This window comes from Bacillus sp. AM 13(2015) (assembly GCF_001518755.1).
In the GTDB taxonomy this organism is placed as follows: Bacteria; Bacillota; Bacilli; order Bacillales; family Bacillaceae; genus Bacillus; species Bacillus safensis.
Map to the genome: position 1 here is coordinate 1 of NZ_LKCP01000090.1, position 16,841 is coordinate 16,841.

Annotated in this window: 16 protein-coding genes and 2 pseudogenes; 4 read left to right on the forward strand and 14 right to left on the reverse strand. The window is 42.0% G+C overall.

Going from position 1 to position 16,841, the window contains the following annotated elements:
* Nucleotides 1–299: 299 nt before the first annotated feature.
* A complete protein-coding gene (locus tag AOQ70_RS17180; RefSeq protein WP_024425790.1) occupies nucleotides 300–1,178 on the reverse strand; it encodes a nucleotidyltransferase-like protein in 879 nt (292 codons plus the stop codon).
* A gap of 189 nt (nucleotides 1,179–1,367) precedes the next feature.
* Here AOQ70_RS17180 and AOQ70_RS17185 point away from each other — a divergent pair, with 189 nt between their 5' ends.
* On the forward strand, nucleotides 1,368–1,715 hold the full coding sequence (locus AOQ70_RS17185; protein ID WP_047203845.1) for a YgzB family protein: 348 nt from the start codon (nucleotides 1,368–1,370) through the stop codon (nucleotides 1,713–1,715).
* Between the two features lie 36 nt (nucleotides 1,716–1,751).
* On the opposite strand, the gene perR is transcribed toward AOQ70_RS17185, so the two are convergent.
* Nucleotides 1,752–2,189, reverse strand: a complete 438-nt coding sequence (gene perR, locus AOQ70_RS17190; protein ID WP_003217782.1) for a peroxide-responsive transcriptional repressor PerR — start codon at nucleotides 2,187–2,189, stop codon at nucleotides 1,752–1,754.
* A 157-nt stretch (nucleotides 2,190–2,346) separates the two neighbouring features.
* A pseudogene (gene bcp, locus AOQ70_RS17195) lies at nucleotides 2,347–2,813 on the reverse strand (thioredoxin-dependent thiol peroxidase).
* A 129-nt stretch (nucleotides 2,814–2,942) separates the two neighbouring features.
* On the opposite strand from bcp, the gene AOQ70_RS17200 reads away from it, so the two are divergent.
* Together AOQ70_RS17200 and AOQ70_RS17205 are read left to right on the forward strand one after the other, a co-directional pair.
* Nucleotides 2,943–4,238, forward strand: a complete 1,296-nt coding sequence (locus AOQ70_RS17200; protein ID WP_059377610.1) for a glutamate-1-semialdehyde 2,1-aminomutase — start codon at nucleotides 2,943–2,945, stop codon at nucleotides 4,236–4,238.
* A gap of 247 nt (nucleotides 4,239–4,485) precedes the next feature.
* Nucleotides 4,486–5,559 carry an FUSC family protein gene (locus tag AOQ70_RS17205; RefSeq protein ID WP_039177329.1) on the forward strand — a complete coding sequence of 358 codons (1,074 nt, stop codon included), beginning with the start codon at nucleotides 4,486–4,488 and terminating at the stop codon, nucleotides 5,557–5,559.
* Between the two features lie 165 nt (nucleotides 5,560–5,724).
* Here AOQ70_RS17205 and AOQ70_RS17210 read toward each other — a convergent pair whose 3' ends face one another.
* From AOQ70_RS17210 to fabL, 10 genes and pseudogenes are all read right to left on the reverse strand, one after another.
* Nucleotides 5,725–6,621, reverse strand: coding sequence for an ABC transporter permease (locus AOQ70_RS17210; RefSeq protein WP_059377613.1), 897 nt, complete (start codon nucleotides 6,619–6,621; stop codon nucleotides 5,725–5,727).
* Nucleotides 6,622–6,638: 17 nt separating this feature from the next.
* Complete coding sequence (locus AOQ70_RS17215; protein WP_041087395.1) at nucleotides 6,639–7,640, reverse strand: ABC transporter permease; 1,002 nt, start codon at nucleotides 7,638–7,640, stop codon at nucleotides 6,639–6,641.
* A 61-nt stretch (nucleotides 7,641–7,701) separates the two neighbouring features.
* Nucleotides 7,702–9,288: an ABC transporter substrate-binding protein gene (locus AOQ70_RS17220; protein WP_059377614.1), complete on the reverse strand. Its 1,587-nt coding sequence runs from the start codon at nucleotides 9,286–9,288 to the stop codon at nucleotides 7,702–7,704.
* The gene (locus AOQ70_RS17225) at nucleotides 9,263–10,240 is read right to left on the reverse strand and encodes an ABC transporter ATP-binding protein (protein ID WP_082700876.1); all 978 of its coding nucleotides are present in this window, start codon (nucleotides 10,238–10,240) and stop codon (nucleotides 9,263–9,265) included. Before AOQ70_RS17225 ends, AOQ70_RS17220 begins: the two co-directional genes overlap by 26 nt.
* Nucleotides 10,209–11,231 (reverse strand): ABC transporter ATP-binding protein, encoded by a 1,023-nt coding sequence (locus AOQ70_RS17230; RefSeq protein ID WP_059377617.1) that lies wholly within the window; start codon nucleotides 11,229–11,231, stop codon nucleotides 10,209–10,211. Before AOQ70_RS17230 ends, AOQ70_RS17225 begins: the two co-directional genes overlap by 32 nt.
* Before the next feature lie 111 nt (nucleotides 11,232–11,342).
* A complete protein-coding gene (locus AOQ70_RS17235; RefSeq protein ID WP_059377619.1) occupies nucleotides 11,343–13,085 on the reverse strand; it encodes an ABC transporter ATP-binding protein in 1,743 nt (580 codons plus the stop codon).
* 95 nt (nucleotides 13,086–13,180) lie between these two features.
* The gene (ntdP, locus tag AOQ70_RS17240) at nucleotides 13,181–13,711 is read right to left on the reverse strand and encodes a nucleoside tri-diphosphate phosphatase (RefSeq protein WP_024425209.1); all 531 of its coding nucleotides are present in this window, start codon (nucleotides 13,709–13,711) and stop codon (nucleotides 13,181–13,183) included.
* Between the two features lie 147 nt (nucleotides 13,712–13,858).
* Entirely contained in the window at nucleotides 13,859–14,119 is a 261-nt protein-coding gene (locus tag AOQ70_RS17245; RefSeq protein WP_059377622.1) for a YgaB family protein, read from the reverse strand.
* 174 nt (nucleotides 14,120–14,293) lie between these two features.
* A pseudogene (locus AOQ70_RS17250) lies at nucleotides 14,294–14,443 on the reverse strand (gamma-type small acid-soluble spore protein); the annotation flags it as partial.
* Nucleotides 14,444–14,519: 76 nt separating this feature from the next.
* Nucleotides 14,520–15,272 (reverse strand): enoyl-[acyl-carrier-protein] reductase FabL, encoded by a 753-nt coding sequence (gene fabL / locus AOQ70_RS17255; protein ID WP_024425211.1) that lies wholly within the window; start codon nucleotides 15,270–15,272, stop codon nucleotides 14,520–14,522.
* 81 nt (nucleotides 15,273–15,353) lie between these two features.
* Here fabL and AOQ70_RS17260 point away from each other — a divergent pair, with 81 nt between their 5' ends.
* On the forward strand, nucleotides 15,354–15,578 hold the full coding sequence (locus AOQ70_RS17260) for a hypothetical protein (RefSeq protein ID WP_044139672.1): 225 nt from the start codon (nucleotides 15,354–15,356) through the stop codon (nucleotides 15,576–15,578).
* Here AOQ70_RS17260 and mutY read toward each other — a convergent pair.
* A complete protein-coding gene (gene mutY, locus AOQ70_RS17265; protein ID WP_059377624.1) occupies nucleotides 15,565–16,665 on the reverse strand; it encodes an A/G-specific adenine glycosylase in 1,101 nt (366 codons plus the stop codon). The two genes, AOQ70_RS17260 and mutY, sit on opposite strands and share 14 nt — an antisense overlap.
* Nucleotides 16,666–16,841: the final 176 nt, after the last annotated feature.

The window sequence follows — 16,841 nt, forward strand, 5'->3', positions numbered from 1 at the left end:
CTGAGCCAGGATCAAACTCTCCGAAAAAGTACAAAACTGATCATTTCCTGCCTCGTCAGCGTTTGACTGACTACCTATGAAGTATCATAGGATTTTTATAAAAAATCGAATTAACAGGTACGTTTTGTCTTGTTTAGTTTTCAAAGATCATGTTCGTTATCGCTCAGAGGCGACTTTCTTAATATAACATTTGAGCACCGTGTGCGTCAAGTGTTTTTTAGAATTTCTTTTTGTCAGCTTTTCTTTCAAAGCAACTCAGTTGCTCGTTAGCGACGTTTAATAATATACCATCATAATATTCATGCGTCAATATCTTTTTTCACAAAATATCCTCGATGATAGATTTTTTGTCCCTTTGTCTCAATCGGCTCTACTTGAACAATTCCTTTTTCCACAAAGAAATCAATCATCACGCTAAGGTCAGGCGTGAAATACTTTAGATCAGGGTGTGCAAGAAGCTCACCAAAAAGCCATATATCCTTCTGTTCCATGACATGACGCAAATGAGCGGCACCAATTTCTGCTTTTGAATGGATCAAAAAATCATTTGCTAAAAATAAAAGTTCTAAACGCTTATGCAGACTTTCATGACTTTCAATCAGTTCTGAATAAAGTTTGTATACTTCGGGCTCCATATGACGCACTTGGTTCCAAACGGTCACTTCTGGGTGGAAGCCTTTATCAATTACTTCAATACGTGCTAAGTGGTGCAGGGCATGCACAATGGAATTATATGCATCAAGGAATTGATTTGACTCAAAAAATGCTTTTCCTTCTATATATCTGCGAATGAGCTTGCCATATTCTAAACCGATTTTGAGCTTGCGGTTTGAAAACGGGAATGTACTTAGTTCATCAATTAAGTTGAAAATATATTCATTTCGATCAAACAGGACTTTTCCATTCAAAATCCAATCGATGATTCGGCGGTTAGTACCAAGGGTAATCCATTCCTTCAGTTGATCATCTGTGACAACGTTTAAAGAAGCTGTTTGGTGATCGGATTCATAGTGCTTGATAAATAACGGCTCTTCCGCTTCTTTTACGATGACTAAAAGTGCTGCATCAAAGTTATCCGTCTCAGAAGATACTTTATGTCTTCTTTCTACTATAATCACAGCTAATGTATCTGGATGGCTTGCTCTCTCTTGATAAATAGGACGGAGAAGATTTTCCATAGTGATTCCTCCAATACTCGGGTGTAAAGTTCTTCTCTAATGCTATGTATTTCTCCTCATAGAATCAAAATTCCTTCAATACATGAAAAAAGATCATTGAATCATTATAAGCAATTTATTCACAAAACTCTATAACTAATTCAAACGGAAAGGTAAAATGTGCTATATTGGAGACAAGGGGGACTAGGGATGGCGAAATACTCCAGTAAGATTAATAAAATCAGAACATTTGCACTTAGTTTGGTTTTTGTTGGCTTTCTGATCATGTATATCGGTGTGTTCTTCAAGGAATCGATCTGGCTGTCGACTTTCTTCATGCTGCTCGGCGTCTTATCGATTGGATTAAGTACAGCCGTTTACTTTTGGATTGGTATGCTTTCTACGAAGGCAGTACGTGTCGTTTGTCCAGGCTGTGAGAAAGAAACAAAAGTGCTTGGGCGTGTGGACATGTGCATGCATTGCAGGGAGCCGCTTACACTTGATCCAACATTAGAAGGTAAAGAGTTTGATGAATCCTACAATCGAAAAAAGTCATAAAAATAAGCTGACCATTTAACCGGTCAGCTTTTTTCATTAATGATTTTCTTTTTTCGCACATTCTTGACAAGTTCCATAGATCTCCAAGCGATGATGACTAACTGTAAAGCCCGTCACATGGGATGCAAGCTGTTCAACTTCATCAAGGCCAGGATAGTGAAAGTCCACGATTTTTCCGCAGTTTTCACAAATCGCATGGTAGTGGTCAGATGTCGCAAAATCAAATCGGCTTGAGGAATCACCATACGTTAATTCCTTTACTAATCCAGATTCCCGGAAAACTCGTAAATTATTGTAAACCGTTGCGACACTCATATTTGGAAATTTTCCTTCAAGTGCTTTATATATATCGTCTGCGGTTGGGTGAGTCATAGAATTTACGAGAAACTCCAAGATGGCATGGCGCTGCGGAGTAATTCGAACACCGGTTTCTTTTAGAGCATCTAAAGCGTCTTTTAGTTCGTGAGCAGCCATTTCATCATGCACCTCTCTTCAAAAATATTCTTATATTGTAATCTTTATAAATAGTGTACCCCCAGAGCCGAAACTTTGTCAATTACAATCCTCTTTTTTACCTATTCTTCCTTACAAAAAAGACCGGCATGACTGCCGATCTCATCCTGTTAGGATATTAAGCGTGAGCTTTCAATTCCTCAAGCGCTTCCTCTACGTGGTCTTTCACCTTTACTTTTCGCCATTCTTTCACAAGCGTGCCTTCTTTATTAATAAGAAACGTTGAACGCTCGATTCCCATATATTCTTTGCCAAAGTTCTTTTTCAGCTTCCATACGCCAAAGGCTTCAGACAATTTCTGTTCATCGTCTACAAGAAGCAGGAACGGCAAATCATGTTTTTCTTTAAACTTTTGGTGCTTGTCCTGACTGTCTGGCTTACGCCGATAATGACAGCATCTAGTTCTGCAAAGCTTTGATGGCGGTCGCGGAAATCACATGCTTCTGTTGTACAGCCTGGTGTCATATCTTTTGGATAGAAATAAAGAACAATATGTTTTCCTTTAAAATCAGAAAGCTTTACTTTCTCCCCATTGTCACCGGTTAATTCAATGTCAGGTACTTGCTGCCCTACTTCGATTGTCATGACACAATCCCTCCAACCTATTTTTTAATTAGCCTATCCAATTTTGAGAGGATATTCAACTAAGGACGCTTGCATCGGCATGTTAAAATAATGATAGACGACGTGATACGTTGAGATAGGAGGCTATTTATGAAATTCACAGAATCAGAAAAATTACATCAAGAGGCGCTGGAGCACATTGTTGGAGGTGTCAACAGCCCGTCTCGTTCATATAAGGCAGTAGGCGGCGGTTCACCCGTTGCGATGGAAAGAGGAGAAGGCGCTTATTTTTGGGATGTTGACGGAAACCGCTATATCGACTATCTAGCAGCATACGGTCCAATTATTACAGGACACGCCCACCCGCATATTACAAAAGCCATCACGAAAGCGGCTGAAACAGGTGTCCTTTACGGAACACCAACGAAGCATGAAGTCACTTTTGCTAAAATGCTGAAGGAAGCCATGCCTGCTTTGGACAAAGTTCGTTTTGTCAACTCAGGTACAGAAGCGGTGATGACAACGATTCGAGTGGCTCGCGCATATACAGGCAGAACAAAAATTATTAAGTTTGCCGGATGCTATCACGGCCACTCTGATCTTGTACTAGTGGCAGCAGGCTCTGGTCCTTCCACTTTAGGAACACCTGATTCCGCGGGTGTACCAAAGAGTATCGCCAATGAAGTCATTACCGTTCCATTTAATGATATTGACAGCTATAAAGAAGCATTAGATCGCTGGGGCGATGAAGTAGCTGCTGTCCTTGTCGAGCCAATTGTCGGGAACTTCGGCATCGTGGAACCTAAGGACGGTTTCCTGCAGCAGGTCAATGACCTCACACATGAAAAAGGCGCACTGGTGATTTATGATGAAGTCATTACCGCTTTCCGCTTTATGTATGGCGGTGCACAGGACTTGCTTCAAGTAAAACCGGACCTTACTGCATTAGGAAAAATTATTGGCGGCGGACTTCCTATCGGTGCTTACGGCGGTAAAAAAGAAATTATGGAGCAAGTGGCTCCGCTTGGACCAGCCTATCAAGCTGGCACAATGGCAGGAAATCCTGCATCCATTCTTTCAGGTATTGCCTGCTTGGAAGTGTTAAAAGAAGACGGCGTTTACGAACGTCTTGATCAGCTTGGCGCTATGTTAGAAGAAGGCATTTTAGCCCATGCCAAAAAGCATGAAGTAGATATTACAGTAAATCGCTTAAAAGGTGCTCTCACAATTTATTTCACAACAGAAACGATTGTGAACTACGAGCAGGCTGAAAATACGGATGGCGAAATGTTTGCCCGCTTCTTCAAATTAATGCTCGCGCAAGGCATTAACCTCGCTCCTTCTAAATATGAAGCTTGGTTCTTAACAATTGCACATACTGAAAAAGATATTTCCGAGACGCTGCAAGCTGTAGATCATGCGTTTGCACAGCTGAAACAATCATAATGAAGTCCAAAACAGGCGTAAAAACATGCGCCTGTTTTTTTATTGACCAGCTCTTGTTTGTCAAAAGCGTGCGAATCTGTTACATTTCTTCTCAATACCTTCTTTTGATGTTTTCATGAACTTTCAAAAATCACTTGAATATTTCGGAAGACCGCTGTATATTACTTAGTTGTTTCATCAAAATATGAATGATAAATGACGAGTGATCATCTATTATCGAAAAGAAAGGAATGCAGGGACAAAACCAATGAAACTTGGAGCCCGTATTTTAAAAACTGGTATTGCCATTGTACTCGCGCTTTACCTGGCAACATGGCTTGGGTTGCCAACGCCCGTCTTCGCGGGAATTGCAGCTGTATTTGCTATCCAGCCATCTATTTATCGATCTTTTTTAACTATTGTTGATCAAGTGCAAGCCAATATTATTGGAGCAGCACTTGCCATTACGTTCGGTCTACTTTTTGGCACAGGACCAGTCATTATCGGTTTAACCGCCGTCATGGTCATCGCCATTAATTTAAAACTGAAGATTGAACACACCATTCCGATTGCACTTGTAACCGTCATCGCGATTTTAGAAAGTGCAGGGGATCATTTCCTTTCCTTTGCCTTAATTCGAACAGCTACTGTGGTGTTAGGAGTTCTTTCTTCATTTTTAGTGAATTTAATCTTCCTGCCGCCAAAGTATGAAACAAAGCTTGTTCATCACATTATGGAAAATACGGAGGAGATTTTAAAATGGATCCGTCTGACCTCCAGACAGTCTACTGATCATTCCACCTTAAAGGATGACATCGATCAAATAAAAGAACGCATGATCAAATTAGATCACATTTACTTGTTATACAAAGAAGAACGAAGCTATTTAAAGAAAACAACCTATGTCAAATCAAGAAAACTTGTTTTGTTCAGGCAGGCCATTATGGCATCGAATCGCGCGCTATATTTGCTGAAAAAGCTTCATAAATTAGAAAATGAGATTCATTTGATGCCAGAGCATTTCAGGGAAAGCTTAACGGATGAAATTGATTATTTACTGTATTGGCATGAGCGCACCTTGATGAAATTCGTCGGAAAAATGAAGCCGCAGGATGATGAATTTCAAAATGAATGCTCTCTTCGCCTTGAGACGTTAACGAAATCATTTATTCAGCATCAGCAAAACCAAGAAAATGACCTGCTCGATTACAACATGCTGAATGTCATGTCCAGCATCATTGAATACCGTGATGAATTAGAGCATTTAGATACATTGATTACAAGCTTCCAGACGTATCACCCAAAAGATAGTGAGATTGAGACAGAGGAAAAAGAAGCATAAACAGAAAAGACCGATTCCTAGAATCGGTCTTAAATTGTTGACAAAGAGCTAAAATGATTTTGATTTGGAGCGGAGCGAATTGAGTATTCGTGAGCACCGGCACGCAGGACTGACACCGAATGCGAGGGTTTGTCAGTGCGCTGAGACCGATTCTGAGAATCGGTCTTATTTTATTTTCTTCATTTTAGGATCCAGTGTGTCTCTTAATCCATCCCCCATCAGGTTAAAGCCTAGAACCGTCAGCATGATTGCTATCCCTGGGAAGAATAATGTCCAAGGGGCTTGAACGAGATAAGGTCTCGCGTCGGCGAGCATTTTCCCCCATTCTGGACTTGGCGCCTGTGCACCCAATCCTAAAAAGCCTAAAGCGGCTGCCTCAATAATTGCCGTTCCGATCGCAAGCGTTGCCTGTACGATGACTGGCACCATACTATTTGGCAGAATGTGGCGCAGCACGATGCGGCGGTGTGACATCCCAACCGCCTTTGCTGCCAGCACGTATTCTTCTTGTTTAATACTCAGCACTTTTGAACGAACGAGCCGTCCAAAAGTTGGGACATTAATAATCGCAATGGCAATAAGGGCATTTTGTAAGGAGGGGCCTAGGATGGAGACAATAGCAATCGCTAAGAGAATGCTAGGAAAAGCAAGTAAAATATCAAACAATCTCGAGATCACAGCGTCTAGCACTCTTCCGCCATAGCCAGCTATCAATCCAAGCAGTGTGCCTAAAATGACAGACCCGAGAACCGAGAAGAAACCGACCCATAAGGATATCCGTGCTCCATGCACAACTCTTGAAAAGATATCTCTACCGAAATCATCTGTACCAAACCAGTGTGCAGCTGAGGGGGAACTAAATCGCTCACCAAGTGATTGTTCATTGATTCCATAAGGAGCAATAAGCGGTGCAAAGATCGCTAGGATCAGAAATAAAAAGACAATCACACTGCCAATGACCGCCAGCTTGTGCTGAAAGAACTGCTTCATCGATTCAAGAATCAATGATTGAGGGCGTTCATCTTTTGGCTGAGGTGAGTCAAGCTCTTTTTGTGCTTCCATATTGTCACTCCCCTTCCCTAATATTTAATCCTTGGATCAATGACCGCATACAAGATGTCCACAATGAAATTGATTAGGACAAATATGAGCGCAACGACGAGAATGCCTGTTTGAATGACTGGGTAATCACGATAACTAATGGCGTCATATATATACCGGCCAATCCCCGGCCAAGCAAAAATGGTTTCTGTTAAAATCGCTCCACCAAGCAAGAGGCCTGTTTGAAGTCCAATAATCGTCAAGATCGGAATGAGCGCATTTTTCAGACCATGCTGATAAATGATGAACAATGAACGTACCCCTTTTGCTTTTGCTGTTCGAATAAAGTCTGAATGAAGCACTTCCAGCATACTTGCCCTTGTAATTCTCGCAATAATCGCTGCAGGGATTGTGGCGAGTGCTGTACTTGGTAAGATCAAATGCTTGATGCTGTCAGCGAATTGATCAAACCGGCCTTGCAAAAGCGTGTCCAGCGTATGAATATACGTAATCGATTCGACTGGATTCCTTACGTCTTCTCGGCCCGTTGTCGGCAAAATACCTAATTCGATCGAGAACAGCCACTGCCCCATTAAGCCTAACCAGAAAATTGGCATGGACACTCCGATGAGTGCAATAAACATTGCGGCATAATCAAAGAAAGAATGCTTAAACCAAGCACTAATGATTCCGGCATTCACTCCCACAACAATCGCCAGCACCATGGCAAAAAAGGTCAATTCTAACGTCGCAAATAAGTAAGGCTTCATTTCCTGGGCAATAGCCGCTCCTGTTCGAATGGAAGTCCCTAAATCCCCTTTTAAAAGGCCAAGCATATAATGACCGTATTGAACGTACCATGGCTGGTCTAAACCGAGCTGGATCGTTAATTGTTCTACTGCCTCTTTCGTTGCCCGCTGTCCTAAGATGACCTGCGCTGGATTTCCAGGTATAAAACGAATAATTGAAAACACGACCAATGTCATTCCGATCAGTACTGGGATGAGCATTCCTGCCCGCTTCATACAATAAGCAAACAAACAGCTTTCACCGCCTTTTTCTTTGTTTGAATAAGGGAGATACAAGATCTCCCTTATTTGCTTATTCGAAATACACGTCAGTTAAAGCTTCTGAACCAGTTGGATGCGGCTGGTAGCCTTTTAAATCATTAGATGCGGCAAGCATTGGAATTGAATGCACCAATGGAATCCAAGGCGCTTCGTCATGAATGATTTCCTGCGCTTTTTTATACAGTTCATTTCGTTTCTTTTGATCTGTGTCTGTTTGTGCTTCAATGAGGATGTCATGCATTTTATCGTTTTCGAAGAATGTATAGTTGTTACCGCCAATGCTATCTTTGTCCAGCAGTGTGTAAATGAAATTATCTGGATCGCCATTGTCCCCTGTCCAGCCTAATAAGAACACATCTGCTTCCCCTTTACTTGCTTTATCTAAATAGGTCGCCCAGTCATATGTCACAATTTCTGCTTTGACACCGACTTTTTCAAAATTTGACTGAATGACTTCTGCTACCTTCATCCCATCTGGCATGTATGGACGTGGTACAGGCATCGCCCAAAGTTTGATGCGAAAGCCATCAGGGAAGCCCGCTTCTTTTAATAGTTCTTTCGCTTTTTCTGGATCATACGGATATGGCTCAATGTCGTCGTTGTAGCCTTCTAAAGCTGGCGGCAATGGATTTTTTGCTGGCTCAGCAAGTCCGCCATAAAATGACTCAATAATCGATTCTTTATCGACCGCGTAATTGAGTGCCTGACGAACCAGCTTGTTATCGAGCGGCTTTCTTGTGACGGTCAGTCCGATATAGCCTACGTTCATCGATGGTCTTTCAATGAGCTGGAGTGCTTTGTCGGTTTTAATTCCATCTAAATCTGACGGATTCACGCCATCCATTAAGTCGATCTCGCCTGTTTTAAGAGCATTTAAACGAGCAGAGTTTTCTGGAATGGAGCGGAAGATGATTTGATTCAGCTTTGGTTTATCCTTCTGCCAATAATCCTCGTTCTTTTCTAACACAATACGGTCGTTTTGCTTCCACTCTTTAAACTTGAATGGTCCTGTCCCCACTGGGTTTTCTCTAAATGAATCGCCGCTTTTTTCAACGGCCGCTGGACTGGCAATGCCAAATGGTGACATGGCAATGTTTTTGAGGAATGTTGCCTGCGGACGCTTTAGCTGAAATTCAATTTCATACTCGCCTTTGACGATGATGTCTTTAATGACATGCCCTTTATCTTTTTTATAGCCGCCAAACATGCCATAGTAAGGGAACTTTTCTGCGTCTCCATTCATCCAGCGGTCAAAGTTGAATTTCACTGCTTCTGCGTTAAAATCTGTGCCATCATGAAATTTCACACCTTCTCTTAAGTAGAACGTGTATGATTTTCCGTCCTTTGCAACATCCCAATCTGTTGCGAGGCCAGGATGGATGGTCGTGTCTTTCTCACCGTAATTCAAAAGCTTTTCAAATATATTCTCTGTGACCTTGAAGGTTTCGCCTTCTGTCGTTGTGATTGGATCTAGTGAAGTGGAATCTCCCCCTCTGCCAAATACGAGGGTATCTTTTGTTGCCTTTTCTTCCGATGTCGGTGAAGACGAGCATCCCCCTAAAAAGAGCGCCAGTGCCAGCACAAAAATGAAACTACTGAATAACCATGTCTTCTTCATTGTGTTCCTCCTTTTGATATAAATAACACGCGGCCGCATGTCCCGATTCCTTCTCATACAAAGCAGGAACTGCTTTCAGGCATTTCTCCCATCTTTTTGGACACCTTTTGTAGAAAGGACAGCCGCCGCGTTCCGCCATTGTGGTCTCTTCTGCTGCCACATCTTGCGACTCTAGTACGTGATCCATATGTGGAATGGATTTCAGAAGAAGCGACGTATAGGGATGAAGCGGGCTGTGAAACACCTCTTCGGCAGGCCCCATCTCGACAATGCGCCCAGCATACATGACGGCGATCCGGTCGCTCATATATCTGACAACCCCAAGGTCGTGAGAAATAAATAGATACGTCAGAGCAAGCGTCTTTTGTAATTCAAGCATCAAATTCAAAATTTGCGCTTGAACGGATACATCTAAAGCCGAAACTGGTTCATCGGCAATGACAAGACTTGGGTGCGTAATGAGCGCTCTAGCAATGCCAATACGCTGCCTTTGTCCGCCGCTGAATTGGTGCGCATAACGTTCCCCGTAGGAAGGATCAAATCCAACAATGTGCAGCATCTCTTTAACCCGTTTCCGTCTTTCTGCTTTCGTCCCATGATGATGAACAATCAGCGGTTCCTCTAAAATATCTTTGATTTTCATTCTCGGATTTAAAGAAGCATAAGGATCTTGAAAGATCATTTGAATATCTTTTCTTAAGGAACGCATGTCTCGTTCTTTCAGAAGGGTGATCTCCTGCCCTTTTAATTGAATAGAGCCTGACGTCGGTTCAGTCAATCTCATTAGGCTTTTGCCAAGTGTTGATTTCCCGCAGCCTGATTCACCAACAATGCCAAGCGTTTCTCCTTCCTTCACGTGAAAGGACACTTGATTTAAAGCCAAAGTCGATTGTTTATGTTTAGAAAAAAAAGCGTCTGTGTCATACCGTTTTGTCAGCTGATTCACTTGCAAGAGTGGGTGACTCAGTGTCTTCTCCTCCTCCCATTAGAAAACATGCCACGCGATGATTCTGTTCAATGGATTGTAAGGCTGGATCTTTTTCAAGACATTGCGCCATTTGATATGGGCAGCGTGGTGCAAATTGACAGCCGGACCGGATGGCCCCTGGCTTAGGCACATGACCTGCAATAGAGATGAGTTTTTCTTTTTTCTCTTTAAACGATGGAACTGAGGCGAAAAGACCTTTCGTGTAGGGATGCAGAGGTTTTTGAAAAATACGGTCAACGGTTCCTTCTTCTACAATTCGACCGGCATACATAATCATGACTCGCTGGCATATTTGCCGCACGACACCTAGATCATGGGTAATAAATAAAATAGCAGTGTCCATCTCTTCGTTCAGCTTTTTGAGCAGACGAAGGATTTGCGCTTGGATGGTGACATCAAGTGCAGTTGTCGGTTCATCAGCGATCATGAGCTTTGGGTGACAAAGCATTGCCATTGCAATCATCACACGCTGGCGCATACCGCCTGATAATTCATGTGGATATTTTTTCAGCAGCGATTCTGCTTGCTTCAACCCAACTGTTTGAAGCAGATCAATCGCCTTCGCTTTTGCTTCTTTTTGACCGATTGATTGATGTGTGAAAAGGGCTTCCGTCATTTGTTTGCCGATGGTCATCAATGGATTCAGAGAAGTCATGGGCTCTTGGAAAATCATCGAAATGTCATTTCCTCTTATCTCTCGCCACTCTTTCTCTGAAAGTGACAGCAGATTTTGTCCTTCGAAATGAACCTCGCCCGTTGTATCTGTTTGCTGATTCAGACCCATTAATGACATGCTTGTGATACTTTTCCCGCAGCCAGATTCGCCCACAATCCCTAACGTTTCCCCTTTTTGAATTGAGAAAGAAATGTGATGGACGATGGGCACTTTTTGCTTTTTCTGCTGAAACGCAATGGACAGCTGTTTGACATCTAGCAGCACGTCTTGTTCTTTCACATATTCACCACCCCGTCATACTTTTTAAAATTGTATTGAGACAAGCTGGGAAATATGTCATGTTTTTGACAACACAAAAAAGCCTATCCGCTAGAATCGGATAGGCTTCTACTAATTTAATGTTTGAATGGTAAATAAATGACGATAGTGGCTGTCTTGGTTCATTAGTTCTTCGTGTGTTCCTTTTTCCACAATTTCGCCTTGTTCCATGACCACAATTTGGTCAGCGTGTGTAATGGTTGATAATCGGTGTGCGACAATAAAGGTTGTGCGGTCCTTCGCCAGCTTTTGCATCGCTTCTTGAATGTAATGCTCACTTTCTAAATCAAGTGCAGACGTCGCTTCGTCTAAAATCAACAGCGGTGGATTTTTTAGAAATACCCTTGCAATGGAAATCCGCTGTTTTTGTCCGCCTGACAGCTTTACGCCACGTTCTCCTACTTTCGTGTCATATCCTTCAGGAAGAGACATAATAAAATCATGTGCATTTGCCGCTTTTGCAGCCGACACGATTTTTTCAAATGGTGCTTCAGGGTCACCAACCGCAATATTTTCTTTAATCGTGTCACTGAATAGGAATGTATCCTGCAGCACCATTCCGACTTGATTTCGAAGGCTTCTTGCTTTGTACTCTTTTATATCAATGCCGTCAATTTCAAGTGACCCGTTCGTCACATCATAAAACCTTGGAATTAAGCTGACGAGTGTCGATTTTCCTCCACCACTCATTCCTACAAGGGCAACCGTTTGTCCTTTTTCTACTTTTAAGGAGATATTGTGCAGAATCTCTTCCTGCGTGTGTTCATAACGAAACGACACATTTTTAAACTCTACCTCTCCTTTTAAATGAATGGCTTCTTTTGCATTCGGCCGGTCTGTGACCTCATATGGCTCATCAATAAACTCAAAAATACGATCCATTGACGCAACCGACTGAGTTAAAGTCGTAGATGAGTTAATGAGACGGCGAATCGGATTGTACATCCGGTCAATATAGCCGACAAAGGCAATCATCGTCCCAATCGAAAGCGATCCGTTAATGACGGTATAGCCAGCAAAAGCAATAATGAGCAGCGGCGCAATGTCGGTGATGGTATTGACGACAGCAAATGTTTTGGCGTTCCAATTCGTATGGTTGATTGCTTTGTTTAAGAAATTTTTGTTTTCATCATGAAAATTCTCTTGTTCATATTCTTCAATCGCAAAGCTGCGAATGACCGGCATTCCTTGAACACGCTCGTGCAAATGCCCTTGCACTTCAGCCAGCGCCTGTGACCGCTCTTTTGTCAGCTTACGAAGCCGTCCGTAAAAATACTTTACTGCAAACGCATATAGCGGAAAAATAATGACAGACACGATGGTGAGCTTCAGATCCAGTGTACACATAATGGCGATAACGATCAGTACAGTCATCATATCCAGCCAAATGTTCATAAGACCTGTGATGACAAATTCCTTTGTTTGCTCCACATCGTTGATCACTCTTGAAATAATTTCTCCTGTTCTCGTGTTGGCATAATAACGAAGACTTAGCTTTTGAATATGCGAGAACAGCTTCTCCCGAATATCAAACAATACCTTACTGCCTGTCCACTGTGCGTAGTATTGTCTATAGTATTCAACAGGCGGCCTCATCACTAAAAATAATACGAGCATGATTCCCATTATGATCAGTAGAGTTGATGTCTTTTCTTCAGGCGACCCCGAGCCTTGAATGACATCATCAATGACATACTTTAAAAGCAGAGGCAATGTTAACGGAATCGAGAATTTAATCATCCCGATGACCATTGTTAATGCAATCTGTTTTTTATACGGTGTTACAAAAGCCATGTAGCGTTTAATGACCCCCATGTAAATCTCCTTCCCAATCTATCAGTGCCTCTTATCCGTACGCAGTCAAAAACCTGTTAGCCTAAAAAGCCAAACAGGTTTTTGGATGCTCTTGCTTATTTTGTATAATGTAAAAAACGTTCATACCACATATCCACAAATTCAGGAGCAAACGGACCTTTCCGCTGGTGAATCCAATGCAGTAATGTATTTAGATGCTCTCTTAAGATACTATCGATTTCTTTTGGATAATTCATCTGCCTCTTATGATCTGCATATTCGTCCTCATCCAAAATATTGTACGTCATGTCTGGAAAGACTTTGACGTCTAAATCGTAATCAATATACTTAATTGCCTCATCATCTGTCGCAAAAGGAGAGCTGATGTTGCAGTAATAATATACCCCATCATCTCTAAGCATCCCAATTACATTAAACCATTGTTTTGCATGGAAATAGCAAATAGCCGGTTCTCTCGTCATCCAAGTACGGCCGTCGGATTCAGTCACCATTGTACGGTCGTTTGCACCAATGATACACAATTCCGTTGCTTTCAGAATGGTGGTTTCATTCCAAATCCTGTGGATCAAGCCATTATGTTTATAGCTTTGAATTTGGATGGTTTCTCCTTCCTTGGGATAGCCCATATTTTCTCCCCTACTTTCTATAACAAACAAACCTAACAGTCCAAAGACCTAATTTCCCAACTAAACATGTCTCTATTATATTATACCGTTACATCATTAAAAAATGAAATGAAAAAGCCATTCAACCCAATTGAACGGCACACTGATTTACATCACGCTAGAACTCTTTTCCATCTGTTTATATGAATTGATGACCTCTTCTGTCTGTTTTGTAAATAAGGTTTGCACATTTTGCAGTTCCTCACGTTTCTGTTTGATCTGAACACAAAGCCTGTGCCACTCTTCTTTTTTTTCATCCTGCAGCAATTGTTTTTCTGTTTCTAAGCATAGATCGAGTTCTCCCTGCACGTCGAGCAGCTGATCCATGAGCTGCATTTGTTCTTTTACAAGCTGATCGAAATCAGACATCTAACTCCTCCCTTTTCATCGAATCCACTTTTTGTATGTATACCATTTCTTGAAAGAAGGAGGAAATCCTTTGACTGTTTATGTAGAGGTTTTACAGGTTTTGTCGGATGGTGGTGCGAGGCAAAAAGAAAAGCACTTCATTCGTATATGAAGTGCTTTCCTTTGTTTCAGTGATTAGCTGTTTTGTTGTTTGTTTTGCTCAGCTTTTTGGTTGTATTTTTTTACATGCTGTGCGTCAGTCTCGCTAGCAAATTCAGTGCCGTATTGACCACCTTGTGCAGCAGCTTGGTTTTGTTTCTTCACTTGTTGTGCGTTTGTTTTGTTTTGTTGTTGATCCATCATTATCACCTCCACGCACATTAATTTGTGCAGAAGGTGTACATCCTATTCATGATTTTTTTTAAACAAGCAAAGAACGTCCGCCATCGACAATAATCGTCTGGCCTCTAATCATGTCTGCTTTACCTGATACAAGGAATTCCACGCTGTCGACCATGTCTTTAATTTCCACCATTCGGCCGGCAGGTGTATTTTTCTTCGCATCTTCTAAAAGCTCTTCTCGGTTCGGGAAGTGCTTAAGTGCATCGGTATCGATCGCACCGCCTGATACAGCGTTGACGACGATATTTTTTTGTGAAAGCTCCACTGAAAGGTAACGTGTCAAAGCTTCTAATGCTGCTTTTGATACGCCGACTACTGTGTAATTTTCAAGGTAGCGAATAGAGCCAAGCGAGCTAATACTGACGATATGTCCGCCCCCGTTTTTCTCCATTAGTTTCGCCGCTTCTTGTCCGCAGAATAACAAGGCTTTCGCATTGATATTCATCGTCCAGTCCCAATGATTTTCTTCAAGGTCCATAATTGGACGCTGAACACCTGATGCTGCATTGTTTACAAATACATCTAAACGGCCAAAGGTTTCGTCAATTTGCTGAAACATGTCTTTGATTTTCTCAGGCTGGCCTACATTGGCTTTAACAACCAATGTTTTGACACCCATCGCTTCAATTTCTTCCGCTGTTTCAAGTGCAGCTTTTTTGCTTCTCGCATAGTTAATGACAATGTCATATCCTTTTTCCGCGAGGCGAAGGGCCACTTCTTTCCCTACTCCTCTGCTGCTTCCTGTAATTAATGCACATTTACGTTGACTCATTATGGTTCATCTCCTGATTTGAATAGTTTTCGTTCATTCGCTTCACACTAATAGGAAAGTTCCTATTAGGAGGTTACATTCATGTATGTCGGACGCGATTTAAGCCAGCTTGGCATGATGTCCAAGGATCAATGGAAAGATACTGAGCTTGCTTACTTTCATCATGCTTTCCAACAAATTTTACCTTATTTGAATGAAGAAGGGCAATCTAAGTATCGAGAAATCATTTCTGAAATCGAAAACCGCGGGGGTCTGCACCGAAATGAAGCTGATTATACCCACGGTACAACGGTTAAATACGACTAGGCTGCTCAAGTGCCAGCTTCCAAATTTTTTGGTGTGAGACTGGCAAAGCATACGCCTCAAATTCTTCTGTTGTGACTTTCTTCAGCATCGTGTCATCAGATATAGAGGTAACTCGTCCAAAGAAAACAGAAATATTCCAGATGAGGTGGGTAAATACATGCTGAATGGTGCCTTCTAAATCACCAAGCTCCGCTTGTACACCTGCCTCCTCTTTTAAGAAATCAATCAGCTGCTCTTTTTCCGTTTTTCTTCCCTTCGTTGTTTCCATGTTAGGGAATTCCCATAAATTCGCAAGGAGGCCTGTACTTGGCCGCTTATGAATATATAGGTTGCCTGCGTCATCAAATAACACCGCTGCTGCCATTGATTTCGCAGTCGGTTTTTTCTTTTTGCTTTTCACTGGGAGCTCATGTTGAACGCCTTCCTCGAATGCTGAGCAATGCATGTTCACAGGGCAAATGAGGCAGGTAGGGGATGTTGGGGTACAAATGAGCGCACCAAGCTCCATCAGTCCTTGATTAAATTCTGACGGCTTTTCCCGGGAAATGAGCTGATCGACCGCAAATTCGAAAATGTTTCTCGTTTTTGGTTTTGCAATATCATCCCATATGGACAAAATACGAGAAATGACCCTCATCACGTTGCCGTCTACCGCAGGATACGGCTTGTTATAGGCGATACTCAGCACTGCGCCGCTCGTATATGGGCCTACACCTTTGAGCTTTGAGAATTGCTCTTTCGTATCAGGGACAACGCCACCGTAGGATTCATATACTTCTTTCACAGCTGCCTGTAAATTACGCACTCTTGAGTAGTAGCCAAGACCTTCCCATGCTTTCATGACCTTTTCTTCATCAGCTAAAGCGAGATCCTTCACCGTAGGGAATTGCTCCATAAACCGGTTGAAATACGGAATGACCGTATCCACTCTCGTTTGCTGAAGCATCACTTCTGATACCCAGACGCGGTATGGATCTTGATTTTCACGCCATGGCAATGTTCGTTGTTCTTTTTCATACCAATCAATTAAATCATGCTGAAAGCCCGCAATATCTTTGCGGTCCAGCTTTTCTTGAATGTCTTTCATATCTATACTCCTTCTCATTGGACCGAGGGCTAACGTTCTGAATAGAACCTTATTTGTTGTATACTGTTTGTAGATACGTTAACATGTTACATTAAATCGGGATAAAGCAAAAGTGATTTTGCACATAGTCTTGATTGGAGACGTATACTTTGTATGATTGTTCCTAAGCATGACAA

Bases quoted from the DNA above. Each gene is read 5' to 3' on its own strand.
- AOQ70_RS17180 (WP_024425790.1), bottom strand. From the start codon at position 1,178: ATGGAAAATCTTCTCCGTCCTATTTATCAAGAGAGAGCAAGCCATCCA.
- AOQ70_RS17185 (WP_047203845.1), top strand. From the start codon at position 1,368: ATGGCGAAATACTCCAGTAAGATTAATAAAATCAGAACATTTGCACTT.
- perR (WP_003217782.1), bottom strand. From the start codon at position 2,189: ATGGCTGCTCACGAACTAAAAGACGCTTTAGATGCTCTAAAAGAAACC.
- AOQ70_RS17200 (WP_059377610.1), top strand. From the start codon at position 2,943: ATGAAATTCACAGAATCAGAAAAATTACATCAAGAGGCGCTGGAGCAC.
- AOQ70_RS17205 (WP_039177329.1), top strand. From the start codon at position 4,486: ATGAAACTTGGAGCCCGTATTTTAAAAACTGGTATTGCCATTGTACTC.
- AOQ70_RS17210 (WP_059377613.1), bottom strand. From the start codon at position 6,621: ATGGAAGCACAAAAAGAGCTTGACTCACCTCAGCCAAAAGATGAACGC.
- AOQ70_RS17220 (WP_059377614.1), bottom strand. From the start codon at position 9,288: ATGAAGAAGACATGGTTATTCAGTAGTTTCATTTTTGTGCTGGCACTG.
- AOQ70_RS17235 (WP_059377619.1), bottom strand. From the start codon at position 13,085: ATGGGGGTCATTAAACGCTACATGGCTTTTGTAACACCGTATAAAAAA.
- ntdP (WP_024425209.1), bottom strand. From the start codon at position 13,711: ATGGGCTATCCCAAGGAAGGAGAAACCATCCAAATTCAAAGCTATAAA.
- AOQ70_RS17245 (WP_059377622.1), bottom strand. From the start codon at position 14,119: ATGTCTGATTTCGATCAGCTTGTAAAAGAACAAATGCAGCTCATGGAT.
- fabL (WP_024425211.1), bottom strand. From the start codon at position 15,272: ATGAGTCAACGTAAATGTGCATTAATTACAGGAAGCAGCAGAGGAGTA.
- AOQ70_RS17260 (WP_044139672.1), top strand. From the start codon at position 15,354: ATGTATGTCGGACGCGATTTAAGCCAGCTTGGCATGATGTCCAAGGAT.
- mutY (WP_059377624.1), bottom strand. From the start codon at position 16,665: ATGAAAGACATTCAAGAAAAGCTGGACCGCAAAGATATTGCGGGCTTT.